Genomic DNA, 12,745 nt, shown 5'->3' with positions numbered 1-12,745 from the left:
TCCCACAAGGAAGCGCCGGCGCCGCGGCGTCCTGTGCTTAATGCAGTTGTTCCTGCACCGGCGCAGCCGCAGCATCCGCCAGCGCCTGCAGGAATCCGGGCGCAAGCGGCAACTTGCCGAACCAGCCGTGCTGGGTGCCGCTGAGCACGCGCAGCATGTGCCCGCGACCGCCGGGCATGCGTCCGGCCGGCAGCAGGCCGATGTCGCGCACCCGCGCCACCAGGTCGCGTTCGGACTGGAACAGCGGGGTCAGCCAGCGGCTCCAGAACTGGTAGACCGCCACGTGCGCACGGCGCTGAGCCTGGTAGCGCGCCAGCGCCGCGTCCAGGTCCGGCGCCTCGCGCAAGGCTTCGCTCAACGCCCAGGCATCCATCAGCGCCATGTTGACGCCCTGCCCCAGCTGCGGGCTCATCGAATGCGCCGCGTCGCCGGCCAGCACCAGGCGGCCGCGGCACCAGCGCTGCTGCACCGCATCGCGATAGCTGGCCCGCGCCAGCTGCGCCGGTGCGCACACCTGCGCCAGGCGCTCGCGCGCCTGCGGCCACAGCTGCGCGACCTCGTCCAGCCACGCGTCCATGCCGCGCGCCTGCCAGGCATCGAAATCGGCAGTCGGCAGGCTCCAGAAGAAACTCATGCGCGGCTCGGGATCGCCCGGGCGGGTGCCGACCGGCAGCAGGCCGATCATCTTGCGCGCGGCCACGTAGCGCTGGCGCAGTTCGTCGGCGAAGGCCCAGTCGCCGCGCGGCAGCAGGCACCACAGCGCGCCCCACGGATAGACCCGGTCCAGGCGCGTGCCCTGCACCTGCGCGCGCAGCGCCGAGGCCGAACCGTCGCTGGCGATCACCAGGTCGAACGGGCCATGCCAGCGCCCGTGCTGGTCCTGCACCCGGCGCAGGCCGTCGTCAATGGCGACGATGCGCGTGTCGCGCCGCAGTTCGGCATAGCCGTCCCACGCCTGCGCCAGCAGCGAGAACAACGCGCCGCGCTGCATGCCCAGCCCGAACAGGCGCGCATCCAGGTCGCGGTAGCGCATGTCCATCACCGCGCGGCCGCACGGCGTCTCGCCGTACAGGCGCCGCACCGGCACGCCGTGCGCCAGCGCCTGATCGAGCAGGCCGATCCGCCACAGTACCTGCAACCCCGTTGGTTGCAGCAGGAAACCGGCGCCGACCGGACCCGGCTGCGGCGCGCGTTCGAACACCTGTACCCGATGGCCGTCGCGCGCCAGCAGCAGCGCCAGGGCCTGGCCCGCCGTGCCGTAGCCGACGATGCCGATCTGCATCCGTTGCTTCATCGCATCCACTGGTTGCGGGCGCTGCCGCAGCGGCATCGCCTTCCATAAAAAAGCCCGCCGAAGCGGGGTTCAAAAAAGCACAGCCGAGCGCAGCTTCTTACTCGACAGGTGTAATACTGGAGGCCTGCGCGCCCTTCGGACCCTGGGTCACGTCATAGCTGACACGCTGTCCTTCCTGCAGGCTGCCGAAGCCCTTGGAATTGATCGCGGAGAAGTGCGCGAATACACCGGCGCTGCCGTCTTCCGGTGAAATAAAGCCAAATCCCTTGGCGTCGTTGAACTACTTGACGGTACCGTTCGGCATGGTGATGCAAGACCTTTCGCAATGAATGGGTGGTGGTTGTGCGGCATCCCGCAGCGGCGGAGTATGCAAAGCTTGCACAGTGAAGACAATCACCCGCGCGCCAGTTCGCCGATCAGCTCCGGCAACCCCGCCGCGGCCGCCTCCACGTTGGCCAGCACCTCGGCCAGGGTGATCTCCTGGGCATCGCCGCAGCCGGCGGCCCAGTTGGCCACGATCGCCAGGCACACGTAGTCCAGGCCCAGTTCGCGCGCCAGCCCTGCTTCCGGCATGCCGGTCATGCCGACCAGGTCGCAGCCGTCGCGGCGCAACCGGGCGATCTCCGCAATCGTTTCCAGGCGCGGCCCCTGGGTGGCGCCGTAGCAGCCGCCGTCGACCAGGCTGACGCCGGTCACGCGCGCAGCGGCCAGCACCTTGCTGCGCAGCATCGGCGAATACGGGTGGCCGAAGTCCACGTGCAACACCTCGCTGCCCGGCTCCTCGCTGAGCGTGGACACACGGCCCCAGGTGTAGTCGATCAACTGGTCCGGGCAGGCCAGCACGCGCGGCCCGAAGCGCTCGCCGATGCCGCCGACGGTATTGAGCGCGAGCACCCGGGCGGCACCGATTTGCTGCAGCGCCACAAGGTTTGCGCGGTAATTGATCTTGTGCGGCGGCAGCGAATGGCCCTCGCCGTGCCGGGCCAGGAACGCGACGCGCTGGCCGAGCAGCGTGCCGACGCGCACCGGGCCGGACGGGCTGCCGTAGCGGGTATCGACCTGACGGCTGTCCACGTCGTCCAGTTGCGCGAGCGTGTAGACGCCGGTGCCGCCGATCACGGCCAGTGCGATGTTGTCCATGCGGATCCTCGATCAGGAAAAGAAGCGACGCCGGCGCTCAGCGCCGGGGCAGGAACGGGCTGGCGCCTCAGTCCTTCAGCGCATAGATCGCCGGCAGGTTGCGCAGGCTTTCGTTGACGTCCATGCCGAACCCGAACACGTAGCGGTCGGGCACCTTCACGCCGGCATAGTCGGCGCTGACCCCATCCACGCAGCGGTCGTGGCGCTTGACCGCCAGCACGGCGATGCGCACGTCGGTAGCGCCCTGCTCCAGGCACCATTGGCGTACCGCCAGCAGGGTCAGGCCTTCGTCGAGGATGTCGTCGAGCAGCAGCACGCGGCGCGCGTACAGCGCGGTGGCCGGGCGGTGCTTCCACGCCAGTTCGCCGCCGACGGTCTCGCCGCGGTAGCGGGTGGCGTGCAGGTAATCCAGTTGCAGGTCCTGGCCGCGCGCGCCCAGTTCCAGCGCCAGTTGCCCGGCGAACGGCAACGCGCCGTGCATGATGGTCAGGTAGACCGGGATCTCGCCGCGGTAGTCGGCGGCGATGGCGTCGGCCATGCGCGCGATGGCCTGGTCGAGGTGCGGACGATCGACCAGCAGGTCGGCCTGGGCCAGGGCCTGGGCGATGGTGAGAGTGGACATCAGGCGGTTTTCCCGAAGGTTGCGAGCAGATGGGATTGAATGTGGCCGTAGCGGGCGTCGGCGAGCAGGCCGTCCCAGCCGAGGGCGCCGCGGCCGATCAGGCCGAGCAGCGCGGCGGTATTGAGCGGGCGGTCGCGCACCGCCTGCAACGATGCCTCGACCAGTTCGGGATGGCACACCAGGACCACGTCGCAGCCGGCATCCAGGTGCGCGGACACGCGCGCGGCGACGCCGCCGGCGGCGAACGAGGCGGCCATGCCGATGTCGTCGGAGAACACCACGCCGCGAAAGCCGAGCTCCTGGCGCAGGATCTGCTGGATCCAGCGCGACGAGTAACCGGCCGGCTCCGGCGCCACCTGCGGATAGACCACGTGCGCCATCATCACCGCATCGGCGCCGGCGGCGATGCCGGCGGCGAACGGCAGCAGGTCCTGCTCGCGCAATTCCTGCAGCGGGCGCGGATCCTCGGCGTTGTCGACATGGGTATCTTCCAGCACCGTGCCATGGCCGGGGAAGTGCTTGAGCGTGGCGGCCATGCCGACGCTGTGCATGCCGCGCACGTAGGCGGCGGTGAACGCGGCCACCACCTGCGGATCGTCGCTGAAGGCGCGGTCGCCGATCGCGCGGTTGCCACGCGCCAGGTCCACCACCGGGGCGAAGCTCAGGTCCACGCCGCTGGCGCGCACCTCGCTGGCCATCAGCCAAGCATGCTGCTCGGCCAGCGCCAGCGCCGCATCGCGGTCGCGCGCGTACAGCGCGCCGAAGCCGTGCAGCGGCGGCAGCGCGCTGTAGCCCTCGCGGAAGCGCTGCACGCGGCCGCCTTCCTGGTCCACGCAGATCAGCTGCGGCCGCGGCGCGGCGGCGCGGATCGCCGCGGTCAGTTCCACCAGCTGCGCCCTGGAGGCGAAATTGCGCTTGAACAGGACCACGCCGGCGACGGCATCGTGCTGCAGCCAGTCGCGTTCCTGTGCGGTGAGTTCGGTACCGGCGACGCCGATCGCGAGCATGCGGGGGATTCTCCTGCCAGCGCTGTTCAGCGCGCCTGGGCGGCATTGTCGCAGATGCCGGCGTCGGCGGCAGGTGGCCGCGACGGCATGCGGTGGCCAAGCCGCGGTGTGTGTCGGCCAGGTTGCCGCGCTGCGACAGCCGCTAGACGGCGCAGCCGTCGGGGCCGCGTCCGGCGCCGGCGGCAGCAGGCCGCGCAAGGTCGCGGCGAACACCTCGGGCGGCTGCGCACCCTGGATCGCGTGGCGGCCGTCGATGACGTAGGTCGGCACCGCGCGGATGCCCATCGCCTGCGCCTGCTGCAGCTGCGCCTGGATCTCGGCCAGGCCCTCGTCGCCGTCCAGCAGCGCCTGCACACGGGCCGCGGCCAGCCACAGCAACGTGCGCCGGCAGCGTGCTCCCCCGCACCTGGCCGCGATCGAAATCGAATGGCAGGCCCTCGGCGCGCGCGGTGGCCTGGGTCTGCGCCAGGATCTGCTCGGTGCGCGCCGCGCGCCGCGATGCCCTGCTGCAGCCGGCGCTTGCCGATCCGGCACCAGGGGCAGACCACGTCGGACCAGATGTCGATGCGCATGGGCGGGGATTCGGGATGGGGGATTAGCTTACTCCCCCGGTGAAACGTCTCCGGATTGGTAAAAGCATTAAGAGCGGCTAACAAAACCTACTTGAGTACTTTATCTGTGATGGCAACATTGCACGCATGGCGCGTCGCAAAGAGATCCCTGCCGCGCTGTGGAAGCGCATCGAACCGCCAATTGCGCAAGTGAAGCCTTCGCCCAAGGGCGGGCGACCGCGCATCGGCGATCAGCAGGCCCTCGACGGCATCGTCCAGGTCCTGCGCACCGGCATAAGGAAAAACGGCTTTTTGCGGTTTCGACTCGACCGTTTCCTGTGGAAGGGGGGGTCAATCGAAATTTGCCCAAACCGTTGAACCACAAGACATTCACAAACCGGAAGGCACTCCGCCAATTCGATGCCGCTGCATCCATGCATGCATGCATGCTTTTGCTCGATATCCCGTCGCATGCGTCCAAGGGCCTGATCGAGAGCCGGCCGAAGGCCGGCTCGCGCGTGCTGCCGAGGAGCCGCTGGAACCTGCTCGATCCCGAGACACTGGGCTGGGCATTCGCCGGACAGCCCAACGACACGGCCTTCATTGGCGTCCTGTTCGAGCGGCGGGCCATCGCCGAGCCCGCCGCCGCGGCGCTGGCAGCCGAGCGGCGCGACAAGACCCGCCTCAAGAGCCTGTGCGACGCCATCGCCGGCATGACGCGCCATACCTTCGCCACGGAAGCCGGCCGCACCGCGGAGCGCCACTTCCACAGCCCGATCCTGCACGCCACCGGCAACGATACGCTCATCCTGTTGAAATGCGAGTATCTGTGCCGCGGTCAGCTGGACGACGCAGTTCAACCATCGCCAGCGTGCCCTGGCCCCGCAATCCCTTTCCGACCATCACCACGCGCCCCTGCCGCTGCCAGCAATGCGATGCGATGCGAATGCTGGTGGAACTGGCGCTGGAGGATACGCCGCAGTCGATGCAGCCGTAGGCCGCATCGACTCTGCCGGTGATCCCGGGCCCGGCTCAGCGGCCCCCGGTGCGACGTTTGTTGTAGACGTCGAAGGCCACGGCGGCGAGCAGGACCAGTCCCTTGATCAGCGCCTGGTATTCGGTGCCCACGCCCAGGATCGACATGCCGTTGTTGAGCAGCCCGATGATGAGGCCGCCGATGATCGCGCCGGTCACGGTGCCGATGCCGCCCGTCACCGCGGCACCACCGATGAACACCGCGGCGATCGCATCGAGTTCGAAACCCGTGCCCGCGCTGGGGCTCGCCAAGTTCAGCTGGGCGGTGAACACCAGCCCTGCAAGGGCGGAGATGACGCCCATGTTCACGAACAGCAGGAACGTGATCCGCTTGGTCTTCACGCCCGAGAGCGCCGCCGCGCTGAGGTTGCCGCCGATCGCGTAGACGTGCCGACCGAACACCGAACGCGCCATGATCGCCGCATACGCGATGATCAGCACCCCGAGGATCACCAGGACGATCGGCGTGCCGTTGTAGCTGGCAAGCAGGAACGCCATGCAACCGATCAGGAACACCGAGAACGCCAGCTTGAGGATGAAGTACCACAGCGGCTCGGATTCGAGCCCGTACCTGTGCCGCACCGCTCGCTGGCGGAGCGAACCAGACAGCAGCACGATGGCGGCCACCGCGCCGAGGACGAGCGTCAGGGGCTCGTAGCCGCTGGTGCCGAATGCCGGCAGGAACCCCGATCCCATCCGCCGGAACGCTTCCGGGAAAGGCGAAATCTGCTGGTTCTGCAATGCGATCTGCGCGGCGCCGCGGAACAGCAACATGCCTGCCAGCGTGACGATGAACGCAGGAATCCTGAAGTAGGCGATCCAGAAGCCCTGCCATGCGCCGACCAGTCCGCCGATGACCAGGCACAGCACGACGGCGAGCGGCCAGGGAATCTGCCACTGCGTGATCATGACGCCGGCCATCGCGCCCACGAACGCCACGAGCGAGCCGACCGACAGGTCGATGTGCCCGGCGATGATCACCATGACCATGCCGATCGCCAGGATCAGGATGTAGCTGTTCTGGATGACCAGGTTGGAGACGTTGATCGGGCGCAGCGTGATGCCGCCGGTGGCGAACTGGAAGAACAGCACGATCACGATCAGGGCGCTGAACAGGCCGACCTGACGCAGCTGCCCGGTCAGGTAACGCAGCGCCATCCTGGCCGGGCTGGCCGACGGCGTCGATTCATTGGACGTTGTCACTGGCGACCTTCTCCGGTTCTCTTGTCATGTGCTGCATAAGGATCTCGGCTGTCGCCTCGGATCGTGGGACATCCGCCGTGATGCGTCCCTGGGCGAGGGTATAGATACGGTCGCAGACGCCGAGCAGCTCGGGCAGTTCCGACGAGATCATGATGATGCCCTTGCCCTCGTCGGCAAGCCGATCGATGATCGCGTAGATCTCGTACTTGGCGCCCACGTCGATGCCTCGGGTCGGCTCGTCGAGGATCAGCACGTCCGGGTCGGCATACATCCACTTGGAAAGCACGACCTTCTGCTGGTTGCCGCCCGAGAGCTTGCCGGTGATCGCATCGACACCTGGCGCCTTGATGTTGAGGCTCTTGAGGTAGCTGCCCGCCACGTTGGCTTCCTTGTAGCCGTCGACGAAGCCGAACATGTCCGCCAGCTTGCCCAGGGCCGAGCCGGAGGTATTGCGGGTGATGTCGTCGATGAGATTCAGCCCGTAGCGCTTGCGGTCCTCGGTCGCGTAGGCGACGCCGTTGCGGATCGCCTTGGGTACGCTGCTCATGTCGATCTCGACGCCGCGCTTGAACACCTTGCCGGTGATCTTCACGCCGTAACTCTTGCCGAACACGCTCATCGCCAGTTCGGTACGCCCTGCGCCCATCAGTCCGGCAATGCCGACGATCTCGCCGGCACGCACGCTGATGCTGGCGTCGGTGATGATCTGGCGGCCCACGTCGATCGGATGGAACACGTTCCAGTGCTCGATGCGCAGCAATTCCTCGCCGATCGTCGGCGTGTGCTCCGGGTAGCGGCTTTCCAACTCGCGCCCGACCATGCCCTTGATGATCCGTTCCTCGGTCACCTGGCCCACGTGCATGTCGAGGGTCTCGATGACCCGCCCATCGCGGATGATCGTGACTTCGTCCGCGATCGCCTCGATCTCGTTGAGCTTGTGGCTGATGATGATCGAGGTGATGCCCTGTTCCTGCAACTGCTTGATCAAGCCGAGCAAGTGAGCCGAGTCGGCATCGTTGAGGGCCGCCGTGGGCTCGTCGAGGATGAGCAGCTTCACCCGCTTGGACAACGCCTTGGCGATCTCCACGAGTTGCTGCTGACCCACGCCCAGATCGGTGATCTTGGTGATCGGATTGTTGTTCAGGCCCACCCGGGCAAGCAGCTTGGCCGCTTCCAGGTTGGTCTTGTTCCAGTCGATCCACCCATGGTTCTGCTGCTCATTGCCGAGGAAGATGTTCTCGGCAATGGACAGGTAGGGACTGAGCGCCAGTTCCTGATGGATGATGACGATGCCGGCGGCTTCGGAATCGTTGATGCTCTTGAAGTCGACCGGCTTGCCTTCGAAGACGATCTGTCCGTCGAACGTCCCGGCGGGGTAGACCCCGCTGAGGACTTTCATGAGCGTCGACTTGCCGGCGCCGTTCTCGCCGCAGATGGCATGGATATGACCGCTTTCGACAGCGAGCGAAACGTTCTGCAACGCCTTCACGCCGGGAAACGTCTTCGTGATGCCCTGCATCTCGAGAATGTGGCTGGTCACGTGTCCTCCGGCGCGGCTTACTGCAGCTGCGCCGGCGTGTAGTAACCACTGTCGACGAGCACCTGCTTGTAGTTGGCCTTGGTGACGACCGTCGGCTGGAACAGGTAGGTCGGGACGACCACGACCTTGTTGTTGTAGGTCTTGTCGTCATTGGTTTGCGGCTTCTTGCCGCTCAGCAGGTCGTTGGCCATCACGGCCGCCTGGTCGGCGAGCTTGCGCGTGTCCTTGTAGATCGTGGAGTATTGCTGGCCGGCGATGATCGACTTGACCGACGCGGCCTCGGCATCCTGGCCTGTGATGACCGGCAGCGGCTTCGCGGCAGTGCCGTAGCCTGCACCCTGCAGGGCGGAGATGATGCCGATCGACATGCCGTCGTACGGCGACAGCACGCCGTCGAGGTTGGCGCCGGCGGAATAGGACTTGGCGACCAGGTTCTGCATGCGGGCCTTTGCCGTTGCCGGGTCCCACTGCAGCGTGGCCGCCTGGGTGAAGCCGGTCTGGCCGCTCTTGACGACGAGGGTGCCGTCGGCGATGTAGGGCTTGAGCGTGTCCATCGCGCCGTTATAGAAGAAGGTGGCGTTGTTGTCGTCCGGGCTACCGGCGAATATCTCGACGTTGAGCGGCCCCTTCTTGTCGGTCTTCTTGCCGTCCTCGCCGAGGAGACCCAGGCCGGTGAGCAGGCTGTTGGCCTGGTCGACACCCACCTTGTAATTGTCGAACGACACGTAGTAATCGACGTTTTTGTTGCCGGTGAGCAAGCGATCGTAGGAAATGACCTTGATGCCGGCCTTTGCCGCCGCGTCGAGCTGGTCGCTGAGCGAGCCACCATCGATCGAGGCGATGACCAGCACCTTCGCGCCCTTGGTGATCATGTTGCTGACCTGCAGCACCTGCTGCGGGATCTTGTTGTCGGCGTACTCGAGGTCGACCTTGTAACCGAGTTTTTCCAGTTCTTCCTTGACGGCATTGCCGTCCTTGATCCAGCGTTCGGACACCTTGGTGGGCATGGCGACGCCGACCAGCGCGCCCTTGTTGTCGGTGGATGCGGCGGCCGTGTCGCCATTGCCGCGTCCGCCGGAGCAGGCAGCCAGCGAGAAGGCGAACCCGATGGTGGCGAGGCCGAGATACAGGTTGCGTGCGTTCACTGTGAAATACCTTTCAGTTGAGTGCTGGACGTTATGTCCATCCCTGGACAGGTAGGCAGTCATCTGAATGGCGACTCATGAACGTGCTGCAGGCAGGTCGTTCCGAAGGCTTCGTCCAGACAACAATTACTTCCGAAAATTTCTTTACCGGCGCGCGTATCATCTATTCTATATAGCTTGAGTAATAGACTATCCACGCAAACATCGCGCGTCAACGGTTGCCCCGTCTCCTTCCAAAAATCCCGCTCGCCGTGAAACATGCCGCCCCTGCGCTTCACTCGCGCGCCTGGTTCCACACCCCCCCAAACATCGACATGAGCGCACTGTACCTGAAGCGGCAGCTAAACTTCGGGCTTTCGCTGGAAGAGCCGCGCTCAGGCAAGCCGATCATGGCATCGCCCAGACGGGCAGCGATCCGTCGCCATGCAACCGCCCCACCTCGTCCTGGCCGAACGCGTACGCGGCGGCATTCGCAAAGCAGGCGGCAGTGCGCTGAAGCTCCCGGCACATCCGACCCAGGAAACCGGGCAGCGGCCCACGGCCAGCCTCGACCACAACCTCGCCTACCTGTGGCCGGTCGAAGTGCTGCAAGGCGATCCCATCGACGACGACGCCCCCATTGCCCGGCGTGGCCTGGCAGATGGGTTCGAGCAGTGCCCAATATCGATCCTAAAGGTCGTGGTGGCCAAAGGATTGCAACAACAGGCGCCAGTCATGGCGTTGGTAGCCGTTGTTCGATCGCATCCCGTTACCTGGCGACGACACTGCTTAGAGCGGCCAACAAAGCCATCTTGGCCATCATATCGATGATGGCAACATTGCAGACATGGCAAGATCCCCATCGCGCTGTGGAAGCGCATCGAGCCGCTGATTCCGCAAGTGAAGCCCTCGCCCAAAGGAGGGCGGCCACGCATCAGCTATCAACAGGCCCTCAACGGCACCGTCTATGTCTTGCGCACCGGTATCCCATGGGAGGAACTGCCTCTGGAACTGGGTACGGCAGCGGCATGACCTGCTGGCGGCGGCGTGATTGGCGCGGTGTATGGCACCGTCTGCATCGGGTCTTGCTGGCCGAACTGCGCCGGGCCGGAAAACTGGACCTGAGCCGAGCCAACCTGGATGCAGCCAGCGTGGCCTCCCACCGGGGGCTCCTACACCGGGCCAAACCCGACCGATCGCGGCAAACTCGGCAGCAAGCGGCATCTGATCGTCGATCGCAACGACGTGCCCTTGGCAGGGTGCGTCACCGGAGCCAATCGGCACGATGTGGTCGTGTTCGAGAGTTGGTCGATGCGCTGCCGCCGATCACCGGCGAGCCGGGGCGTCCACGACGCTGGCCAGGCAAGCTCCACGCCGACAAGGCCGATGACATCGACCGCTGCCGCGACCATCTCAAGCAACGCGGCATCATGGCGCGCATTGCTCGCAAAGGGATCGAGCGCAATGACCGGTTGGGCCGTCATCGCTGGGCGTCGAGCGCACCCATGCGGTTCGCAGGCATGGGCAAGCTGCGCATCCGCTTCGAACGCCGGATCGATCCCCATCTGGCGTCGCTGTCACTCGCTTGCTCCATCATCTGCCTACGGCTTCTTCCAGAGTTCTGTTCGCCGCCCCAAGAACCTGTTCACGATCTTTCCAGAGCAGTGCAGACTATGTGGATGCACAAGAAAACGTATCCAAGCGACATGAGCCGTGACCGGTTCGAACAGATCCTCCCGGTCCTGGAGCAGGCGCGCAAGCGCACCAAGCCCCGCAGCGTGGATCTGTACGGAATGTGGTGCGCAGCACTGTACCTTTTGCGAACGGGCTGCCAGTGGCGCGCCCTGCCCAGCGACTTCCCGAAGTGGCGAACGTTGCACTCGTACTTTGCCAAGTGGAGCGAACTGGACGATGAAGGAGTGAGCCTGCTGGAGCGGACGCTCAAAAAATCAGGTTGGCGTGGCCCGCGAGACACAGGAGCCGAGCGCCGACAGCACGTTCTTGATCGTGGACGCGCAGCGCGTGAAGAACGCGGACACGGCCGGCCAGAAGGGGTATGACGCCGGCAAAAAGGTGTCGGGAATCAAGCGCCGCATCGCAGTCGATACCCAAGGCTTGCCGCATGCCATCGCGGTGACAACGGCGGAGGTGACCGACCGCAAAGGTGCATTGCAAGCCCTGGGTCGCTGCAAGTCGAACTTGGGGCAAGTACAAAGCCTGCTGGGCGACAGCGGCTACACCGGAGAACCGTTCGCCGAAGGCATGCGAGAGGTTCTGGGCGAGCAGGTCACGGTACAGATCGCCAAGCGCAGTAAACTGCACACCTTCAAGATCATGCCCAAGCGCTGGATCGTCGAACGCAGTTTTGCGTGGCGGGAGAAGAACCGAAGGCTGTGGAAGAACTGCGAGCGCAAACGCAACACCAGCTTGCAGTTCATCCATCCGGCTTTCCTGGCACTACTACTCAAAAGATCGTGAATAGGTTCTTAGAGCATATTATGAACTATTGAGTATGGAAGCAGCATTGCCGAGCATGAGGATGATGAAGACCACGAAGCACCACGCCGGCGACCGCGTCGTGCTGCAGCCAGTCTCGTTCCTGTGCGGTGAGTTCGGTACCGGCGATGCCGATCGCGAGCATGCGGGGATTCCCCCTGCCAGCGCGAGTCGACACGCCTGGGCGGCATTGTCGCAGATGCGGGTACCGACGGCGGGCCGCAGCGGCGCTGCACTGCGGCCGGGACCTGTCAGGCGCTATACCGCGCAGCCGTCGGGACCGCACTCCCGGGCCGCCGCCTGCGGCGGCGGCGCGCCCTGGCAGGCCCGATCGTCGACCGCCTCGTCGGCCTCGTAGCAGACGAAGGCAAGCTTGTTGCCGTCGGGGTCGCGGACATAGGCTGCGTAGAAGCCCGGCGCATATTGCGGGCGCAGGCCCGGCTCGCCCTCGCTGGTGCCCCCATGCGCCAGCGCGGTCTCGTAGAGCGCGCGGACCAGCGCGACGCGTGGCGCGCGGAAGGCGAGCATCCCGCCATTGCCGACCGTCGCCGCCGCCTTGTCGAAGGGCTGCCCGACGCACAGGCCCGGCACGGCATAATCGTCCAGCGATCCCCACGACGCCCCGGCTTCCCCTGTCCAGCAGCGCGGCTGGCCGAGCAACTCCATGAGCGGATCGTAGAACCGCAGGGCGTGCGTCAGATCGTTGGTGCCCAGCATGGCATAAGCGAACATT

General features: G+C 65.9%; 13 protein-coding genes and 3 pseudogenes. 5 read left to right on the top strand and 11 right to left on the bottom strand.

Annotated features, from left to right (window positions below):
* Positions 1-37 precede the first annotated feature (37 nt).
* The 6 genes and pseudogenes from G4Q83_RS00635 to G4Q83_RS00610 all read right to left on the bottom strand — a co-directional run.
* Entirely contained in the window at positions 38-1,294 is a 1,257-nt protein-coding gene (locus G4Q83_RS00635) for an FAD-dependent oxidoreductase (RefSeq protein WP_170069145.1), read from the bottom strand.
* Positions 1,295-1,391: 97 nt separating this feature from the next.
* On the bottom strand, positions 1,392-1,547 hold the full coding sequence (locus tag G4Q83_RS00630; RefSeq protein ID WP_246432355.1) for a cold-shock protein: 156 nt from the start codon (positions 1,545-1,547) through the stop codon (positions 1,392-1,394).
* 140 nt (positions 1,548-1,687) lie between these two features.
* Positions 1,688-2,434, bottom strand: coding sequence for an S-methyl-5'-thioinosine phosphorylase (locus tag G4Q83_RS00625; RefSeq protein WP_170069144.1), 747 nt, complete (start codon positions 2,432-2,434; stop codon positions 1,688-1,690).
* A 67-nt stretch (positions 2,435-2,501) separates the two neighbouring features.
* Positions 2,502-3,056: a hypoxanthine-guanine phosphoribosyltransferase gene (locus G4Q83_RS00620; RefSeq protein WP_128419514.1), complete on the bottom strand. Its 555-nt coding sequence runs from the start codon at positions 3,054-3,056 to the stop codon at positions 2,502-2,504.
* Complete coding sequence (gene nagZ / locus G4Q83_RS00615) at positions 3,056-4,063, bottom strand: beta-N-acetylhexosaminidase (RefSeq protein WP_128419539.1); 1,008 nt, start codon at positions 4,061-4,063, stop codon at positions 3,056-3,058. Before nagZ ends, G4Q83_RS00620 begins: the two co-directional genes overlap by 1 nt.
* Before the next feature lie 135 nt (positions 4,064-4,198).
* Positions 4,199-4,635: pseudogene (locus tag G4Q83_RS00610) on the bottom strand (DsbA family oxidoreductase); the annotation flags it as partial.
* Between the two features lie 126 nt (positions 4,636-4,761).
* Here G4Q83_RS00610 and G4Q83_RS00605 point away from each other — a divergent pair.
* Positions 4,762-4,911, top strand: a pseudogene (locus G4Q83_RS00605) (transposase); the annotation flags it as partial.
* A gap of 149 nt (positions 4,912-5,060) precedes the next feature.
* A complete protein-coding gene (locus G4Q83_RS00600; protein WP_211288274.1) occupies positions 5,061-5,633 on the top strand; it encodes an FCD domain-containing protein in 573 nt (190 codons plus the stop codon).
* A gap of 13 nt (positions 5,634-5,646) precedes the next feature.
* Here the strand turns inward: G4Q83_RS00600 and mmsB are convergent, their stop codons facing one another.
* From mmsB to chvE, 3 genes are read right to left on the bottom strand one after another with little or no spacing between them, the layout of a single operon-like run.
* The gene (gene mmsB / locus G4Q83_RS00595; RefSeq protein WP_221893107.1) at positions 5,647-6,852 is read right to left on the bottom strand and encodes a multiple monosaccharide ABC transporter permease; all 1,206 of its coding nucleotides are present in this window, start codon (positions 6,850-6,852) and stop codon (positions 5,647-5,649) included.
* Entirely contained in the window at positions 6,836-8,392 is a 1,557-nt protein-coding gene (gene mmsA / locus G4Q83_RS00590; RefSeq protein ID WP_128419512.1) for a multiple monosaccharide ABC transporter ATP-binding protein, read from the bottom strand. The genes mmsB and mmsA overlap by 17 nt, the downstream gene beginning before the upstream one ends.
* Before the next feature lie 17 nt (positions 8,393-8,409).
* Positions 8,410-9,537, bottom strand: a complete 1,128-nt coding sequence (gene chvE / locus G4Q83_RS00585) for a multiple monosaccharide ABC transporter substrate-binding protein (protein ID WP_281401986.1) — start codon at positions 9,535-9,537, stop codon at positions 8,410-8,412.
* Positions 9,538-9,960: 423 nt separating this feature from the next.
* Between chvE and G4Q83_RS23975 the strand changes: the two genes are divergently transcribed.
* The 3 genes and pseudogenes from G4Q83_RS23975 to G4Q83_RS00570 all read left to right on the top strand — a co-directional run bounded on the left by G4Q83_RS23975 (position 9,961) and on the right by G4Q83_RS00570 (position 11,994).
* Positions 9,961-10,347 carry a hypothetical protein gene (locus G4Q83_RS23975; protein WP_211288273.1) on the top strand — a complete coding sequence of 129 codons (387 nt, stop codon included), beginning with the start codon at positions 9,961-9,963 and terminating at the stop codon, positions 10,345-10,347.
* Between the two features lie 24 nt (positions 10,348-10,371).
* Positions 10,372-11,141: pseudogene (locus tag G4Q83_RS00575) on the top strand (IS5 family transposase); the annotation flags it as partial.
* Positions 11,142-11,195: 54 nt separating this feature from the next.
* Positions 11,196-11,994 (top strand): IS5 family transposase gene (locus tag G4Q83_RS00570; protein ID WP_128419537.1). Its coding sequence is split into 2 segments (ribosomal slippage): positions 11,196-11,467 and positions 11,466-11,994, totalling 801 coding nucleotides; the frame shifts between segments, so codons are not numbered across the junction.
* A 25-nt stretch (positions 11,995-12,019) separates the two neighbouring features.
* Here the strand turns inward: G4Q83_RS00570 and G4Q83_RS00565 are convergent.
* Together G4Q83_RS00565 and G4Q83_RS00560 are read right to left on the bottom strand one after the other, a co-directional pair.
* Entirely contained in the window at positions 12,020-12,157 is a 138-nt protein-coding gene (locus tag G4Q83_RS00565; protein WP_170069143.1) for a hypothetical protein, read from the bottom strand.
* 113 nt (positions 12,158-12,270) lie between these two features.
* A complete protein-coding gene (locus tag G4Q83_RS00560; RefSeq protein WP_128419510.1) occupies positions 12,271-12,744 on the bottom strand; it encodes a VOC family protein in 474 nt (157 codons plus the stop codon).
* Between the last annotated feature and the right edge of the window lies 1 nt (position 12,745).

This window comes from Xanthomonas theicola (assembly GCF_014236795.1).
In the GTDB taxonomy this organism is placed as follows: Bacteria; Pseudomonadota; Gammaproteobacteria; order Xanthomonadales; family Xanthomonadaceae; genus Xanthomonas_A; species Xanthomonas_A theicola.
Note: the sequence above shows the minus strand (reverse complement) of the source record. Positions and strands in the feature narration are given on the sequence as shown.